This window comes from Chryseobacterium indologenes (genome assembly GCF_002025665.1).
Classification (GTDB): Bacteria; Bacteroidota; Bacteroidia; order Flavobacteriales; family Weeksellaceae; genus Chryseobacterium; species Chryseobacterium metallicongregator.
In genome coordinates this window covers 4781052-4797493 of the sequence record NZ_CP018786.1, presented here as the reverse complement: position 1 = coordinate 4797493, position 16442 = coordinate 4781052, and the positions used below count along the sequence as shown (strand labels likewise).

17 protein-coding genes are annotated in these 16442 nt (G+C 35.5%); 10 read left to right on the top strand and 7 right to left on the bottom strand.

Translation table 11 applies throughout. From position 1 onward, the window contains the following. Positions 1 to 67: 67 nt before the first annotated feature. The 7 genes from BUE84_RS21655 (at position 68) to BUE84_RS21625 (ending at position 5270) form a co-directional block, all read left to right on the top strand. The gene (locus tag BUE84_RS21655) at positions 68 to 559 is read left to right on the top strand and encodes a hypothetical protein (RefSeq protein ID WP_079243461.1); all 492 of its coding nucleotides are present in this window, start codon (positions 68 to 70) and stop codon (positions 557 to 559) included. A 195-nt stretch (positions 560 to 754) separates the two neighbouring features. Beyond that, on the top strand, positions 755 to 1345 hold the full coding sequence (locus BUE84_RS21650; protein ID WP_034692511.1) for an RNA polymerase sigma factor: 591 nt from the start codon (positions 755 to 757) through the stop codon (positions 1343 to 1345). Between the two features lie 202 nt (positions 1346 to 1547). Next, on the top strand, positions 1548 to 2243 hold the full coding sequence (locus BUE84_RS21645; protein WP_034692509.1) for a YjjG family noncanonical pyrimidine nucleotidase: 696 nt from the start codon (positions 1548 to 1550) through the stop codon (positions 2241 to 2243). A gap of 214 nt (positions 2244 to 2457) precedes the next feature. Further along, on the top strand, positions 2458 to 2907 hold the full coding sequence (locus BUE84_RS21640; RefSeq protein WP_079243460.1) for a PepSY-like domain-containing protein: 450 nt from the start codon (positions 2458 to 2460) through the stop codon (positions 2905 to 2907). Positions 2908 to 2942: 35 nt separating this feature from the next. Beyond that, positions 2943 to 3149, top strand: coding sequence for a PepSY-like domain-containing protein (locus BUE84_RS21635; RefSeq protein ID WP_079243459.1), 207 nt, complete (start codon positions 2943 to 2945; stop codon positions 3147 to 3149). Between the two features lie 163 nt (positions 3150 to 3312). Continuing rightward, a complete protein-coding gene (locus BUE84_RS21630) occupies positions 3313 to 3984 on the top strand; it encodes a response regulator transcription factor (RefSeq protein WP_079243458.1) in 672 nt (223 codons plus the stop codon). After that, positions 3984 to 5270: a sensor histidine kinase gene (locus tag BUE84_RS21625; protein WP_079243457.1), complete on the top strand. Its 1287-nt coding sequence runs from the start codon at positions 3984 to 3986 to the stop codon at positions 5268 to 5270. The genes BUE84_RS21630 and BUE84_RS21625 overlap by 1 nt, the downstream gene beginning before the upstream one ends. Before the next feature lie 64 nt (positions 5271 to 5334). On the opposite strand, the gene trpS is transcribed toward BUE84_RS21625, so the two are convergent. The 7 genes from trpS to ileS all read right to left on the bottom strand — a co-directional run bounded on the left by trpS (position 5335) and on the right by ileS (position 12240). Next, on the bottom strand, positions 5335 to 6303 hold the full coding sequence (gene trpS / locus BUE84_RS21620; RefSeq protein WP_079243456.1) for a tryptophan--tRNA ligase: 969 nt from the start codon (positions 6301 to 6303) through the stop codon (positions 5335 to 5337). Between the two features lie 266 nt (positions 6304 to 6569). Then, the gene (locus BUE84_RS21615; RefSeq protein WP_079243455.1) at positions 6570 to 7214 is read right to left on the bottom strand and encodes a vancomycin high temperature exclusion protein; all 645 of its coding nucleotides are present in this window, start codon (positions 7212 to 7214) and stop codon (positions 6570 to 6572) included. Between the two features lie 15 nt (positions 7215 to 7229). Then, on the bottom strand, positions 7230 to 7871 hold the full coding sequence (locus BUE84_RS21610) for a lipoprotein signal peptidase (protein ID WP_079243453.1): 642 nt from the start codon (positions 7869 to 7871) through the stop codon (positions 7230 to 7232). Next, entirely contained in the window at positions 7871 to 8065 is a 195-nt protein-coding gene (locus tag BUE84_RS21605) for a DUF2683 family protein (RefSeq protein ID WP_062675973.1), read from the bottom strand. Before BUE84_RS21605 ends, BUE84_RS21610 begins: the two co-directional genes overlap by 1 nt. 16 nt (positions 8066 to 8081) lie before the next feature. Then, positions 8082 to 8327: a DUF6576 domain-containing protein gene (locus BUE84_RS21600; RefSeq protein ID WP_079243452.1), complete on the bottom strand. Its 246-nt coding sequence runs from the start codon at positions 8325 to 8327 to the stop codon at positions 8082 to 8084. Positions 8328 to 8405: 78 nt separating this feature from the next. Further along, positions 8406 to 8786 (bottom strand): TraR/DksA family transcriptional regulator, encoded by a 381-nt coding sequence (locus BUE84_RS21595; protein WP_002983772.1) that lies wholly within the window; start codon positions 8784 to 8786, stop codon positions 8406 to 8408. Positions 8787 to 8844: 58 nt separating this feature from the next. Next, entirely contained in the window at positions 8845 to 12240 is a 3396-nt protein-coding gene (gene ileS, locus BUE84_RS21590; protein ID WP_079243451.1) for an isoleucine--tRNA ligase, read from the bottom strand. A 480-nt stretch (positions 12241 to 12720) separates the two neighbouring features. On the opposite strand from ileS, the gene BUE84_RS21585 reads away from it, so the two are divergent. The 3 genes from BUE84_RS21585 (at position 12721) to BUE84_RS21575 (ending at position 16441) form a co-directional block, all read left to right on the top strand. Next, positions 12721 to 14382, top strand: coding sequence for a M23 family metallopeptidase (locus BUE84_RS21585; protein ID WP_238594310.1), 1662 nt, complete (start codon positions 12721 to 12723; stop codon positions 14380 to 14382). A 91-nt stretch (positions 14383 to 14473) separates the two neighbouring features. Then, complete coding sequence (locus BUE84_RS21580; RefSeq protein WP_079243449.1) at positions 14474 to 15766, top strand: phenylacetate--CoA ligase family protein; 1293 nt, start codon at positions 14474 to 14476, stop codon at positions 15764 to 15766. Positions 15767 to 15841: 75 nt separating this feature from the next. Then, a complete protein-coding gene (locus BUE84_RS21575) occupies positions 15842 to 16441 on the top strand; it encodes a hypothetical protein (RefSeq protein ID WP_079243448.1) in 600 nt (199 codons plus the stop codon). Position 16442 lies beyond the last annotated feature (1 nt).

Genomic DNA, 16442 nt, shown 5'->3' with positions numbered 1-16442 from the left:
TAAATGAACTGCTTTATCTTTGGATAAGGCAGTTTTTTTTAATTTTACACCTTAATAATATAGAAAGATGATGAATTTTCGAACTGTAGTTGCTGCCCTGTCCCTGTTTTTGCTAAGTACATTAGTAAAAGCTCAATATACCATGCATAAAATGATCAGTGTAGGGTATACTTATCAGAATCAAAGTTTTGGTGAAGTAGGAGGTAAATTACTTTTTCTTAAAAATGATGATGTGATTTACAGATTGGGAGGATCTGCAATGATGGGATCTGTGGGTTCTAAATTTGCTATTATGCCAAAACTGCAGGCTGACGTGCTTCTTAATTTTGAAAAGAATGTAGACTTCTATCACTCGTATTACTTTTTAGCAGGTGTGGAAGGTACCAATAAATACATTGCCCCTAAGATAGGAGTTACCTTATTTGGGATGCTTGATCTTACGGGAGGCTATGCTTTTCCTATCGGAGATACCCGACTGAACGGTAAAGAGATGAAAGGACTGAATATTAATTTAACATTAAATATACCCACAGTCTTTATTCATGACATGTTTAAATGATTTTTTTTAGATTTTTCTCTATAAAATTTAATAATAGGTTAACAGTTATTAAAAAATTATTATATTTACATCATAATAATTGTACTACCGCCTATAGAAGAGACTCTACTCTAGAACTGTTTTGTTTATACAGCAAAGACCAGAAGAAATATCTGGTAGAATGCCTGTCTGCAAATATTTATATTGAGAAGAGTTATGAAATCAAAATCGGATAGTTTACTAATTTCCCTTTACCAGAAAGGTGATGAGAGCGCATTATCAACCCTCATTCACCGTCATCAGAGAGAACTTTTTACATTCATTTTTTACAAAATTAATGATGAAGATTTAGCCAACGATATCTTCCAGGATACATTCATGAAGATTATTGTAATGCTGAAAGAAGGACGCTATAACGAAGAAGGCAAATTTATTCTTTGGGCGAAAAGAATTTCTCACAATTTAATCATCGATCATTTCAGGTCAAAAGCGAAGAATATCAAAGTTTCGGAAACTACTTTTGAAACAGATGAATATTCTATCTTTGATCTGATCAGAGAGCCTTCTGAAAACATTGAAGATCAATTGGTTACCAACCAAATCCAAGAGGATCTTCTGAGAATGTTACAGTTTTTACCACAAAATCAGCAGGAGGTAATCAAACTGAGGTTTTTTGATGGTTTGAGTTTCAAAGAAATTGCAGATCATACAGAGATGAGCATTAATACCACCTTAGGAAGAGTAAGATATGCACTGATAAACCTGAGAAAAATCATGGATGAAAATAATATAATATTAACAAGATAGATAATATTTCCGGAAAATTCACGTTTTAAAGAAAACATACTTCGCCTATGAAAAAAAATGATTCTTTAAAAGTGAAAACTTTGAAACCTAAGAAACAAACAATTGATTTTTTGCTGAATTTTTCCAAAAGCCTTGAGATTGTGAAGAGCAAGAGCAAAAATTATCCTATTACAAAAAATTAAAATTATTAACTTTGTGCTGTATGAAAATGCAGCACGTTTTTTTTGACCTGGATAATACACTCTGGGATCATCGCAGAAATGCCTATCTTACCATCAAAGATCTTTTTGAAAAACAGGAAATTACTTCGAAGTATTCTATTGACTTTGAAGAGTTTCACTCTGTATATCACGATATCAACGAAGAATTGTGGGAAAAGATCAGAGACGGAATTATTGGCAAAGAGTACTTGAGAGAGCACCGTTTTTATGATTCATTTAAACATTTTGGAGTAGATAATAAAGAGCTTGCCCTTTATTTTGAAGAAAACTTCCTTGATAATATTGTGAGTCATAATGAATTGGTAGAAGGCGCTGAAGATGTTTTGGAATATCTGAAAGCTAAGAATTATACACTACACATTATTTCCAATGGTTTTCAGGAGGTCACAGAAAGGAAGTGTACCCTGTCTGGAATTGCACCATATTTTAAAACAATTACCAGTGCAGATGCAGTAGGAGTAAGAAAACCCAATCCAAGGATTTTTGAATATTCATTAGGACTTTCTGAAGCCAGAAAAGAAGAAAGTATACTGATTGGAGACGATTGGATTGCAGATGCCATGGGTGCTACGGATTTCGGAATGGATGCAATCTTCTTTGATGTCTATAAAGAAGATAAACAGAAAGAAGGTTTAAAAGCCATTACCCATCTTCAGCAGATTAAAGAATATTTATAGAATGTTAGACTATAAAATCTGATAAAAAGCCACTAAGACCACCTTAGTGGCTTTTCTGTTTTCAAAACACTGCAGAAATCAATACAAACATCTGTAATCATCTGTGTCAATCTGTGGTTGAATTAAATATTCTCTATCAAAATCATTTTTCCCAATTCTTTCCCAAATTGATTGAGAACTTTGCTCCATAATAATAACAGAAAAATGTAATAGTATGAAAAATGTAAAGAAAATCACGGGAGTATTAATGGTCTTATTTTTATTGATTGGAGGCTTTGTTTCTGCACAGGACAGAGCAATCAATGCTAATCAGTTACCGAAAACAGCTAAAAACTTTCTGGCTGGTCATTTTAAAGGAATACCGGTAAGCTCAGCAATAGAAGACAGAGAAATCTATGGTGTAGATGAATATAAAGTATATCTGACCAATGGAATGAAAATGGAGTTCGACAGCAATGGAAACTGGAAAGAAGTGGATGGGAAACATCAGAAAATTCCTTACGGTTTTATTCCTGTATCCATCAGAAATTACAGTACAAAGAATTTTCCTAATACTTACATCATTAAGATTGAAAAGAAAAGATGGTCTTATAAAGCAGAACTTTCCAATGGATTGGAGCTTGAATTTGACAGGAATGGGAATTTTAAAAGAATCGATGATTAACACTTAACCGAATACAAACACTAAATATTAATACTATGGTCAATTGGAATTTAATAAACAGCAACGGAAGAAAGGGTTCTTCTGCTAAGATTAGAAAAAGTATGGTGTCTTTTATGACAAAGCACCATCCCGGTAGCGTGATTGATTCTATTGAGAAAAAATATAATGCCTATAAAATCAATCTCATGAATGGTATCAGCCTCGTTTTTGATGCAGACGGCCGATATGTCAAATCGAATTAATTGTAAGGATAGAAGCAGGAGGCTGGAAGAGGTAAATGATAGAAAATTTCAAAGATTGATGGAGTCTGAATAATTTCCAGCTTCCCGCTTCAATTCTTCCCGCTTTTAATTTCATATATTTGATATACATTAATGAAGTAGCAGAATATACAGATCCAGAAATATGAAGATTTTAATAGTAGAAGATGAACCCGAACTGAAAGATACCGTACAGAAGTTTCTGGAAGCAGAGCATTTCATTGTAGAATATGCGGAAAATTACAGTGGCGGGCTGGAGAAAATTATTTCTTACGAATACGACTGTATTTTGCTCGATATTATGCTGCCTGACGGAAACGGAATAGACCTTCTGAAAGAGATCAAAAAAATGCATAAGAAAGATCCTGTGATCATTCTTTCTGCCAAAGACTCTGTGGACGATAAGGTGGCCGGACTGGAAATAGGAGCAGATGATTATCTTGCAAAACCTTTCCACCTTGCAGAACTGATGGCGAGAATCAAATCTGTCATCAGAAGAAAAAATCAGGATGGTGAAAATATCATCCGATACAAAAATATTATCATTGATCCGGAGAACAGAACGGTGAAAGTAGGCGATGAAGAGCTTGTTCTTAACCGAAAAGAATATGATCTTCTGTATTATTTTGTAATTCATCCGGAAAAAACCTTACAGAAAACAACACTTGCCGAAGCAATCTGGGGAGATTATATCGATCAGGCAGACAGTCTGGATTTTATTTATTCCCAGATTAAAAACCTTCGTAAAAAACTGAAAACCCTCAATGCAGAAGCTGATTTTCAGGCTGTATACGGAATAGGATATAAATTCATCTGATGAAGACTTCATTAAAATATTACACGATAAAATATCTGATCATGATTCTGCTGCTGATTATAGCAGTGTGGGCAGGTCTTTTTTATGCCTATATCCTGGATGAAGTACATGATAATGTAGATGATGGATTGAGAGATAGAAAAATACAGATTATTAAAGCGGTCTATCTTAATCCTCAGCTTTTGAAGAATAATGAATTTGGATTCAATGAATTTAAAATCAACCCGATCAAAGCTGCAGACTATCAAAATAAAAGCAGGCTGTACAACAAGATGTACTATATGGAGTACGATGACAAAGACCAGCCCTACAGGGTTTTGGAGGCCGACTTTATTGATCAGTTCAAAGGTCATCAGCGGCTTGTCATCAGAACCTCTACGGTAGAAGAAGATGAGCTGATATACGACCTTACAACGGCCTTAATTGTGCTTTATATCCTTTTGGTGATAAGTATCGTAGCTGTTAACGGATATCTGCTTAATAAAGCTATGAGGCCGTTCTATCTGATTTTGGATAAACTTAAAAAATATCAGTTTGGAATTCCTTTTTCTCAGGAAAAACAGAACTATAAGATCACCGAGTTTGAAGAATTAAATGTGGAAATCAATGAAATGATTGAACGTAATGAACTGGTTTTCTATCAGCAGAAACAGTTTATTGAAAACGCCTCGCATGAACTTCAAACTCCTTTGGCTATCGTGATTAATAAAATTGATCTGATGATCCAGAATGATGATCTTGATAAAAAGAATCTGACTTTTCTTACTGAAGTGAAGAATGACCTAAGAAGAATGGTAGGTTTAAACAAATCTTTATTAATGCTTTCCAAGATTGAAAACAGCCAGTTTAATAAAACTTCAGATGTTGATTTTAATGGAATGATCACCCAGCTTGTTCAGAATTATGAAGATTTTATTGCATTCAAAAAAGTAGAGGTTAGTATTATTGAGAAAGGAAAATTTGTTGCTGATTTCAATCAGGATCTTGCAGATATTCTTTTGTCTAATCTTCTTAAAAATGCAGTAAAATATAACAACGAAGAAGGAACGCTGAACATTATTATTGAAAATAACAGAATTGCATTTCAAAACAGTGGAAATCCTGTGGCTTTAGATCAATCGAGGATCTTTAACCGCTTTTATAAACAAGGTTCAGATCATACGTCTACCGGACTGGGATTGTCTATTATTAAGACTATTATCAAACAATATCCGGGCTGGGATATTAATTACGAATATGGAGATCAGATGCATTACTTTATCCTGACAAAGAATAATGCTCATTAGTAGTATTTATATCAAAAGAAAAAGCCTTTCAAACGAAAGGCTTTCTTATGTGTAAAACTCAGCATTAAAATCCTAAGCTTGTTCTTACTCTTTTCAGCGTTTCCAGTGCAATAGGTCTGGTTTTTTTAGCTCCTTGCTGAAGTTTTGCTTCCAATTCATCAAGATTGTTCATGTAATAAGCGAACGTTTCTCTTTCTTTCTCAAAACGTACCAGAATAAGATCCAATAATTCTTTCTTAGCATGTCCGTATCCGAAGTTTCCTGCAAGGTATTTTGCTCTTAATTCTTCAGTCTGTTCTGACGTAGCAATAAGCTGATAAATCTGGAATGTTTTATCTGTTTCAGGATCCTTAGGCTCTTCTAAAGATTTCGAATCCGATTCAATACTCATCACCTGTTTTTTCAATTCCTTTTCAGGTAAGAAAATATTGATGATATTTCCTCTTGATTTAGACATTTTCTGACCGTCCGTTCCAGGAACATATTTTGTGTCTTCCTGAAGTTCAGATTGTGGAAGAACAAGAATTTCACCCATTTGGTTATTGAACCTTGAAGCGACATCTCTTGCAAATTCCAGATGCTGAAGCTGATCTTTTCCTACAGGTACAATTTCAGCATCATACAGTAAAATATCTGCAGCCATTAAAATAGGGTAAGTAAACAAACCGGCGTTTACATCCTGAAGTCTGTCTGCTTTATCCTTAAATGAATGGGCCAATGTTAATCTTTGATAAGGGAAAAAACATGATAAATGCCAAGAAAGTTCACAGGTTTCAGCGATATCACTTTGTCTGTAGAAATATGTTTTTTCAGTATCTAATCCACAAGCAAGCCAAGCCGCAGCAATCTCGTAGGTATTTTGTCTTAAAGTCTTCGCATCCTTAATCTGTGTAAGCGTGTGAAGATTCGCAATAAATAAAAATGATTCATTTCCTTCCTGCTTGGATAGTTCGATAGCAGGAATAATAGCTCCCAATAAATTTCCAAGATGGGGCGTTCCGGTGGCTTGTATGCCGGTAAGAATTCTTGACATTTGTTTAAAATTTATATTTAAAAATTAATGAATAGCAAATTTACGAGGTTTGTCGGGAATAACGAAAGATAAAAGATAAAAGATAAAAGATAAAAGATAAAAGATAAAAGATGTTGTTATTAAAATTCAATAGGGGTGGGCTTTAGCCCAGCCAGCTTAAAATTCAACATCCATCCATTGGCTTTAGTCAAAACATATCAACCTTTAATAATTTACATATCTTTACGCATCATCTGTGAAAATCTGTGCAATCCGTGGGAAAAATATTAAGGAATTACAATTTTTTCTCCTCCAAATTTAGGTTCCACACCAAAAAGAAGATCCCAATAGGCTTTAGCTTTCGCAAAATATTCTCTCAAATTGGTCTTTAAACCTGCATACTTATTCACATCCGCGGCATTATATCCAAAGGCTTCCATTCCATTTTTCCTTGCAAGGAAAACCGCTCTCTCATTATGGAATTTCTGAGAGATAATAACCAGTTTTGTCTGGCTGAAAATATCTTTTGCCCTCACTACAGAATCCAGTGTCCTGAATCCGGCATGGTCTAAAATAATTTTATCCTGTGGAATTCCTTCCTGCATCAGTGCCAGCTGCATATCTTCAGGTTCGTTATAATCCTTGGTACTGTTATCACCACTAACGATGATGTATTGTATTTTCCCGCTTTTGTATAAATTACTTGCGGCCTTAATTCTGTTGTAGAAATAAGCATTTGGGGTTCCGTTGCTCAAAAGCTTTCCGGTTCCCAATAAGAGTGCAGCTTTTGCTTCCGGTACATCAGCAATATTGTAGGAAACAAATGGTGCGCTGTCACTTTTAATGCTGTAATTCGCCCAGGCAATAAAAATAATTCCTGCAACGAAAAGAAGCAGGAAAAATTTAAAAATATTTTTGATTATTTTTTTCATCCGAAAATATATCTTTTAAAACTCCAGACCGTTCGGGAAAGCTTTTTTTCTGAATATTAATAAGAATGCAGCTCCTACCGTGATTGCGGAATCGGCAACATTGAAAATATATTTGAAGAACTCAATATGTTTTCCACCTATTAAAGGCCAGCTTTCAGGAACGTACCAGTCTACTACAGGGAAATGAAGCATGTCTACTACGCATCCTTTCATAAATGTGGAATATCCATGCCCGAAAGGAACAAGCTTAGAAATTCCGCCATAGCCAATCCATCGGTCAGTGCTGGCATCATAAACAGTTCCGCTGTCGAAGATCATTCCATAGAACATTCCGTCAATAAGATTTCCGATAGCTCCCGCAAAAATGATCGCCATTGGAACTAAAAGATAATTAGAAGCTCCTTCTTTCAACCATTTTTTGAACATGTAGATCATCCCTCCGATCAGGAAAACTCGTAGGATGACCAGAAAATATTTCCCGATAATTCCTCCGAAGTGGAATCCATAGGCCATTCCCGGGTTTTCAACAAAAGTCTTGTTAAAGAAACCATTGATGACAGGAATACTCTCATTCAGTTCAAAATGAGTTTTGATATAAATTTTTGAAGCCTGGTCAATGAACAAAACCAAAAATGTTATCGCTAAGATCTTTTTCATTACTGTCCTTTAGGTTTTGAGGGCTTTGAAGCCGGCTTTACATTTTTGTTATCGCTTGCTTTCTTGACCACTTTCTGTCCATTGAAAGAGCTCTTAACATGAGCTTTTTCAAATTTAATGCCCATTTCTTTCAGTACGCTTTTCAGTGCGCTCAGCTCCATAGAATTCTTAGGATGTACTATGATAGATTCCATTTCTTATATTTAATTTTTACATTTTGGACAGTTCATCAAGTCTTTTCCTGTCTTTCTCAGACAGATCATTGACTCCATTTTTGCCCATCTTACTCAAAAGTCTGTCGATCTCTTTCTCCCTTTCACGTTTATCAGAATTGAATTGATCATCAATGGTATAGTTTTTCTGCGGTTCAGGAAAGAATCTGCTTTTGATCCATTCTCTGTTGAAAAACAGCAGCACTAGTGAGACAATCAATCCCAAAATTAATAATTCGCTCATGGGTATACATTAAAAATTAGGTTTATAAAGTATCCGTGAATACGATATAAACCCAATATTATTTTTCAAACCTTTCGGTTATTTTTGCATGTTTTTCGCTTCGATGCTCAGCGTAGCGTGAGGAACAGCTAAAAGTCTTTCCTTAGGAATCAGCTTTCCTGTTACTCTGCAAACACCATACGTTTTATTTTCGATTCTGATCAAAGCATTTTTAAGGTCACGCACGAATTTTTCCTGTCTTCCTGCCAAAATAGAATTCTGTTCTTTGCTTAACGTTTCTGCTCCTTCTTCAAAAGCTTTGAAAGTAGGAGACGTATCATCAGTACCATTATTCTGGTCATTGATAAAACTTTCTCTGATAAGCTGAAGATCCTTTTCTGCTTTTTCTATTTTTTCTTTAATGATCGCTTTAAATTCCTGTAAATCAGCATCGCTGTATCTAACTCTTTCGTCTGACATATTCTTTCTCTTTTTTAATAAAATTATGAAATGGAATTTGAAATATAATAACTACATGTTAATTTTTTTCAACATTTATCTTAAAATTAACCTCATCTATTTCGATTTCGTTAAAATTTGAAAGTGAAGATACAATTTCTATTTTATTTGACAAGACTTCGGAAGAAATATATTCCTCATTTTTCTTAATCTCATTCAAGAAAGGAGAACTTTCTTCTAATGTGATTGAAATTCTGTCTGTCAGATCAAAGTCTTTATCTTTTCGCAGGTTTTGAATTCTGTTGATGAATTCTCTTGCGATACCTTCAGATTTTAGCTCATCGGTTAACGTCAAATCTAATGCCACAGTTGTTTTTCCATCAGAAGTAACAGTCCATCCAGGGATATCCTTTGTAGAGATTTCCACATCATCAAGAGTAATCTCGTATCCTTGAACGTCTATTCTTCCTTCTTTTTCAAGACCGGCAATCTGTTCTGTAGTAAGATTTGCAATCTCGCCACCTACCACTTTCATGTCTTTTCCTAATTTAGGACCAAGAGCTTTGAAGTTAGGTTTTATCTGTTTTACAATTAAGTGAGATGCTTCTTCAGCATTAATTAACTGTAATTCTTTCACGTTTACTTCCTGTTTGATCAGGTCTGCTACAGCAAGAATCTGCTCTTCTGCTTTAGAATCCAATACAGGAACCAATACTTTTTGTAATGGCTGACGAACTTTTACATTTTCTTTCTTTCTCAAAGAGAAAACCATACTTGTAATGTTCTGTGCCAAATGTGTTTTTTCAACCAGATCCTGATCGATTAAGCTTTCATCAGCTACCGGGAAGTCTGTAAGGTGCACAGATTCACAGTTTTCTTTACCTGTTACTTTATTAAGATCCTGATACAACTGATCCATAAAGAATGGTGCAATTGGAGCAGAAAGTTTCGCCACTGTTTCAAGACAAGTGTATAAAGTCTGGTAAGCAGAAATTTTATCATCAGAATAATCTCCTTTCCAGAAACGTCTTCTGCACAGTCTTACATACCAGTTACTTAAGTTATCATTTACAAAGTTGCTGATTGCTCTTGCTACTCTTGTTGGCTCATAGTCTTCATAGAAAGCTTTTACTTCCTTGATGAGAAGATTAAGTTCCGAAAGGATCCATCTGTCGATTTCCGGACGGTTTTCCACTTCTTTTTCTGAATAGTTGAAGCCATCTACATTTGCATATAAAGCAAAGAATGAATAGGTATTGTAAAGTGTTCCGAAGAACTTTCTTCTTACTTCGTCAATTCCTTCAATATCAAACTTCAGGTTTTCCCATGGGTTTGCATTGGAGATCATATACCAACGGGTTGCATCCGGACCGTACACAGCAAGTGTTTCGAACGGATCTACTGCATTTCCTAAACGTTTTGACATCTTCTGTCCGTTCTTGTCCAGAACAAGACCATTACTCATTACATTTTTATACGCAACAGAATCAAATACCGCAGTTCCGATAGCGTGAAGCGTATAGAACCATCCACGTGTCTGGTCAACACCTTCTGCGATGAAATCAGCTGGGAATGCTTTATTATTGTCGATTAACTCTTTGTTTTCAAAAGGATAATGCAACTGTGCATAAGGCATAGAACCTGAATCGAACCAAACGTCAATCAGGTCGCTTTCACGTTTCATTGCTTTTCCTGAATCAGAAACCAATACCACTTTGTCTACTACATTTTTGTGAAGATCTACAAGTTCATAGTTAGACTCAGACATATTCCCGATGATGAAACCTTTGAAAGGGTTTTCAGTCATCAGTCCTGCTGCAATTGATTTTTCGATCTCATTATATAATTCTTCTACAGAACCGATGATTTTTTCTTCTTTCAGATCATCTGTTCTCCAGATCGGTAACGGAATTCCCCAATATCTAGAACGGGAAAGGTTCCAGTCGTTTACATTTTCCAGCCAGTTCGCAAAACGTCCTTCTCCGGTAGCTTTTGGCTTCCAGTTGATTTCTTTGTTTAAATTAACCAGTCTGTCTTTTACAGCTGTCATTTTCACAAACCAGGAATCCAAAGGATAATACAATACCGGTTTGTCTGTTCTCCAGCAGTGTGGATACGAGTGGACATATTTTTCTACTTTGAAGGCCTTGTTCTCTGTTTTCAACAGGATCGCAAGTTCTACATCCCATGATTTCTCAGGAGCAGTTCCTTCATCGTAGTATTCGTTTTTGATATAAGTTCCGGAAAATACCTCAGGAACATTTTCTCCTTTGATGAATTTCCCTTGTAAATCTACCAATGGTACAAGATTGTCATTTTCATCTTTTACCAACATTGGTGGGATTTCTGGCTGAGCCATTTTAGCTACTCTCGCATCATCAGCACCAAAAGTAGGCGCAGTGTGAACGATACCTGTACCATCCTCAGTCGTTACGAAATCTCCTAAGATTACTCTGAATGCATTCTCAGGATTATCATTTGGTGTAAACCAGGGAACTAATTGCTCATATCTTGTATCAACAAGTTTTTCTCCTGTAAATTCTTTTAGTATTCTGAAAGGAATTACTTTCGTTTCCGGAGTATAGTTGGCAAAATCTTCATCTGAACCTTCTGCATATTTTTTACCGAAAACCTTAGGTAAAAGAACACTTGATAACACTACTGTTACAGGTTCAAATGTATATTGATTGAAGGTTTTAACTACAATATATTCAATATCTCTCCCTACGGTAAGAGCAGTGTTGGATGGAAGCGTCCATGGAGTCGTCGTCCATGCAAGGATATGTACATCTCCGTCAACATCATTAAACAATGCTGAAGAGTCTTTCTTTACTTTAAACTGAGCCACAACCGTTGTGTCCGAAACATCACGATAGGTTCCAGGCTGATTCAGCTCGTGAGAAGAAAGTCCTGTTCCTGCTTTTGGAGAGTAAGGCTGGATCGTGTAGCCTTTGTACAACAAATCTTTGCTATACAACTGCTTCAACAACCACCAAACGGTTTCCATATATTTAGACTTGTATGTGATGTACGGATCATCAAGGTCTACCCAATATCCGATTTTCTCCGTAAGGTTATTCCATACGTCGGTATAACGCATTACTGCTTCGCGGCAAGCTTTGTTATAGTCTTCAATAGAGATTTTTTTGCCAATATCTTCTTTCGTGATTCCTAACTCTTTTTCTACACCCAGTTCCACAGGAAGACCATGCGTATCCCAGCCTGCTTTACGGAAAACCTGCTTTCCGTTTTGAGTCTGGTAACGGCAGAAAATATCTTTCAATGCTCTTGCCATTACGTGGTGAATTCCAGGCATACCGTTTGCTGAAGGCGGACCTTCATAAAAAACAAACTCAGGATTTCCCTGACGAATCTCAACACTCTTATTGAAAGTTTTATTTTGTTTCCAAAATTCCGCTACATTGTCTGCTACGTCAATAAGGTTGAGGTTTTTGTATTCTTTAAATTGGCTCATTGTAAATATCTCAATATCGTTGATTAATTAAGTCTGCAAATTTACTAAAATTTGTCGGTTTATAATATATGTTTTATTTTGATATCTTCTATTAAAAAGTTCAATTTCAGAAATATAATAAAGAAAATTGTGAAAAGTGAATGGTGAATGGTCAATAAGTGAATTTTTCTGGGTGTTTTTTATATAAAATTTAATGCAATTTATTCAATAGCAGTGGGCTTTAGCTCACTTAAATAATAAAAACAAATCCTATTGATTTAGCCAAAACCTAATGATTGCGCAAAGTTCACAAAGGTCTTATGAATGAGTTAAAATTGTTCGCAAAGGCGTTTCACTCAGCAAAGGAAATCTGTGGTTAAGAAAACAAAGGTGATTCTAAAAATGAATATCTTAATAAGCGCTTATTGGCCGGAATTTTGTACATTTAAGTAGACCTAAAAACCCAAATGCTGTATGAAAATCTTTCCCCAACTGATATTTATGATTTGTTTAATCAGCAGTATCATCACTCAGGCTCAAAATAATTATCCCCAAAATTATTTCAGAAACCCACTCAATATTCCCATGCAGCTGGCTGCCAATTTCGGGGCTATCAGGACTAATCACTTTCATATGGGGCTGGATTTAAGAACCAATAGCCAGGAAAATCTTCCTGTTCTTGCAGCTGCAGCTGGCTATGTGAGCAGAATAAAAGTAGAGCGATATGGATTTGGAAATGCAGTGTACATCACTCATCCTAACGGCTATACCACAGTATATGCGCACCTGAACAAATATTTTAATACACTTGATGAATATGTAAAAGAAAGGCAGTATAAAGATGAGAAGTGGGAACAGGATATTACCTTTCAACCCGGACAGTTTCCTGTGGAAAAGGGACAACAGATTGCCTTGAGTGGAAATACCGGAGGATCTGCAGGCCCACATTTGCATTTTGAAATAAGAGATGCCCAAACAGAAGAATGTTTAAATCCGTTACTTTTTGGCTTTGCCATTCCTGATAATATTGCGCCCATCATCAGTGGATTATATTGGTATGACCGACGGTTCAGTACTTATGAACCAGGAGCCAACAGTATTGCTGTAAAAAAAGCAGGAAGTATTTATACGGCTAACCTCGTTCAGGTGAATTCTCCTGAAATAAGTTTTGCCATTAAAGCAGTTGATAAAGCTAATCAGGGTTTTAATCTAGGAATTTATAATGCTGACCTATTGATGGATGGTAAGCTGATTTACAGTTTTAAAATTGATAAGATCCACTATGATGATACTCGTTACCTCAACGGCTGTATAGATTATACCAAATTCATCAGAGATAAAATGGGAATTCAGCACTTATCTAATTTGCCAGGAATGAAATTGCAGAGCTACAGCCTTTCGAATGAAAATGGGATTATTAAGCTTCAGGATGAGAATATTCATACCATTGAAATTGTTCTGAAAGACGTCAAAGGAAACACAAGCCGTCTGACAACCAAATTTCAGTTAAACAAAACATCAGACAAAATACCTTCTACGGCAAAAACGATAATGGCTAATCAAGGGAAAACCATTACCACAGAAAATACGGAGATTGCCTTCGGTAAAAATGCTATGTATGATGCGGTAAATTTCAATGCTTATGAAAAACCGGATACAGATCCGAATGCGGTTTCAAACAGTATTGTTTTACAAAGTCCTTACATTCCAGTTCAGGATGAATATACTTTAAAAATAAAACCGAATAGAAAATTACCCAATACAGAAAAAGACAAAGCTGTTATCCTCCTTGATTATGGCAGCGATAAAACCGTTGTCAAGGTAAAATGGAATGGTGATTGGGCAGAAGGGAAATTCAACAGATTGGGTACAGCGAAATTGTTGATTGACAATAATCTTCCATCCGTTTCATCAGGCTGGGCAGAAGGTGCATTGGTTAATAGCAGTTCTTTACTCTTAAAAGGAGCAACGAAAGTGGGAGATATTATTTCATTCCGTGCCGAACTGGATGGCAAATGGTTGAGGTTTGCCCGTGTAAAAGATAATTTTGTCTACACTTTTGATGAAAAATGTCCTAAAGGAAGCGGTTCTCATACTTTAAAAATAACAACCATCAATACTGCAGGGAATACCAATACACAAACTTTTACGTTTCAAAGATAAAACTGTAGCTGCAATCATGAATACATTTTACATGAATACCTCCTACAATCTTGTAATTTTAAATAAATTTGCCTTTTAAAAATTAAAATCATTGGAATTTCATCCGTTAATCGAGAAAGCAGGGATTCAGGAAATCAAAATATTTCAGGAAGAAAAACTTCATGAGCTTTTGACTTATCTTGAAACTCATTCCCCTTTTTACCAGAAACTGTTCAAAGAAAATAATATCAATATTGCTGACATTCGTACGTTGGAAGATCTTCAGAAGATTCCTACCACTACAAAGAATGATCTCCAGCAGTATAATCATGATTTTTTCTGCATAACACCAGATAAAATTGTGGATTACAGCACCACTTCCGGAACATTGGGAGATCCGGTAACTTTTGGACTATCTGATAATGACCTGGAAAGGCTTGCTTATAATGAGGCGATATCATTTGCCTGTGCAGGAATTCAGAAAGGAGATGTTGTTCAGATGATCACGACCATAGATAAACGGTTTATGGCGGGTCTTGCTTATTTTCTTGGTTTAAGAAAAATGGGAGCGAGTGTGGTGAGAATGGGGCCTGGAATTCCGGAACTGCAGTGGGATTCTATTTTCAGATACAAGCCAAAATATTTGATTACCGTACCTTCTTTTCTACTGAAAATGATTGATTACGCTGAAAAACATGGGCTAGATTATAAAAACTCCAATGTGTATGGGGCTGTATGTATTGGCGAAAGCATCAAAAATCAGGATTTTACAGATAATATTCTTTCACAGAAGATCAAGGAGAAATGGGATATTAAACTCTTTTCAACGTATGCTTCTACCGAAATGAGTACCGCTTTTACAGAATGTGAATATCAGCTTGGAGGCCATCACCATCCGGAATTAATTATTACAGAAATCCTGGATGATGAAGGAAATCCTGTAAAAGAAGGAGAAAGTGGTGAACTTACCATTACAACATTGGGTGTTGAAGCTATTCCTTTATTGAGATTTAAAACCGGAGATCTTGTAAAAGCGCATGATGAGCCATGCCAATGCGGAAGAAATACAATGAGATTAGGACCTGTAGTAGGAAGAAAGCAGCAGATGATCAAATACAAAGGAACGACATTGTATCCACCTGCTATGAATGATATTTTGAATGATTTCAACAATATCTTATGCTATCAGATTGTTATTCAGGCTAATGAAATCGGACTTGACGAAATTATCATTAAACTAAGTACAGAAGCATATCATGAAGGGTTTGTCAATGAAGTAAGAGACCACTTCCGTGCTAAATTAAGAGTGAGTCCGAAAATTGAAATTATAGATTTTGATGTTCTTTCTAAAACCGTTTTTAATCCAAACAGCAGAAAACCAATCACTTTTATTGACTTAAGATAAAATTAAAATAAAGAGTGGGTAAAGATTTCCTTTTTATAATATCTTTGGGATCTTAAATAGTAAAACTAATACACTATGAAAAAATTATTTCTGCTGCTTTTTGTAGCTATTACCACAGCAACTTTTGCCCAAAATCAAATTAATATTGAATCTGGAAATTTTGACTTTCTGAGAGATCAGACTGAGGTAAATGTTCAGTTTAAATTTGAAAGTCCTCTTTTCCAGGCAGATAATTATACTGAAGCCCAATATCTTGAAAGAAGAAAGACAGAGACGCTGGCTAAGAAAGGCGATGAATCATGGAAAGAATGGGATGAAGAGTGGAAAAAGCATAAAGAATCTGTTTTTTTTGATAAGTTTCTTGAAGGAGTAAATGGGAAATCGAAAAAAATAAAATTCAGTAAAGGGGCTTCGGCAAAGTACACCTTAATACTAGTTACAAAGTGGATCTATGCCGGATGGACAGGATTTGTAACACAGCCTGCTAAGTTATCCTCAGAAATGATATTTGTTGAAACTGAAAATCCATCTAAAGTGTTAACTAAAGTTCAGGGTGATAAGATTGAAGGGATAGGAAGTAAAGGTAGCTATCGTATGGAATACGGAAGAATATCTGCAGCCTATGAAAAAACAGGAAAAGAATTAGGGAAAGCTATTAAGAATGCTTTAAAATAAA

Bases quoted from the DNA above. Each gene is read 5' to 3' on its own strand.
- BUE84_RS21655 (WP_079243461.1), top strand. From the start codon at position 68: ATGATGAATTTTCGAACTGTAGTTGCTGCCCTGTCCCTGTTTTTGCTA.
- BUE84_RS21650 (WP_034692511.1), top strand. From the start codon at position 755: ATGAAATCAAAATCGGATAGTTTACTAATTTCCCTTTACCAGAAAGGT.
- BUE84_RS21645 (WP_034692509.1), top strand. From the start codon at position 1,548: ATGAAAATGCAGCACGTTTTTTTTGACCTGGATAATACACTCTGGGAT.
- BUE84_RS21640 (WP_079243460.1), top strand. From the start codon at position 2,458: ATGAAAAATGTAAAGAAAATCACGGGAGTATTAATGGTCTTATTTTTA.
- BUE84_RS21635 (WP_079243459.1), top strand. From the start codon at position 2,943: ATGGTCAATTGGAATTTAATAAACAGCAACGGAAGAAAGGGTTCTTCT.
- BUE84_RS21630 (WP_079243458.1), top strand. From the start codon at position 3,313: ATGAAGATTTTAATAGTAGAAGATGAACCCGAACTGAAAGATACCGTA.
- BUE84_RS21625 (WP_079243457.1), top strand. From the start codon at position 3,984: ATGAAGACTTCATTAAAATATTACACGATAAAATATCTGATCATGATT.
- trpS (WP_079243456.1), bottom strand. From the start codon at position 6,303: ATGTCAAGAATTCTTACCGGCATACAAGCCACCGGAACGCCCCATCTT.
- BUE84_RS21615 (WP_079243455.1), bottom strand. From the start codon at position 7,214: ATGAAAAAAATAATCAAAAATATTTTTAAATTTTTCCTGCTTCTTTTC.
- BUE84_RS21610 (WP_079243453.1), bottom strand. From the start codon at position 7,871: ATGAAAAAGATCTTAGCGATAACATTTTTGGTTTTGTTCATTGACCAG.
- BUE84_RS21605 (WP_062675973.1), bottom strand. From the start codon at position 8,065: ATGGAATCTATCATAGTACATCCTAAGAATTCTATGGAGCTGAGCGCA.
- BUE84_RS21600 (WP_079243452.1), bottom strand. From the start codon at position 8,327: ATGAGCGAATTATTAATTTTGGGATTGATTGTCTCACTAGTGCTGCTG.
- BUE84_RS21595 (WP_002983772.1), bottom strand. From the start codon at position 8,786: ATGTCAGACGAAAGAGTTAGATACAGCGATGCTGATTTACAGGAATTT.
- ileS (WP_079243451.1), bottom strand. From the start codon at position 12,240: ATGAGCCAATTTAAAGAATACAAAAACCTCAACCTTATTGACGTAGCA.
- BUE84_RS21585 (WP_238594310.1), top strand. From the start codon at position 12,721: ATGATTTGTTTAATCAGCAGTATCATCACTCAGGCTCAAAATAATTAT.
- BUE84_RS21575 (WP_079243448.1), top strand. From the start codon at position 15,842: ATGAAAAAATTATTTCTGCTGCTTTTTGTAGCTATTACCACAGCAACT.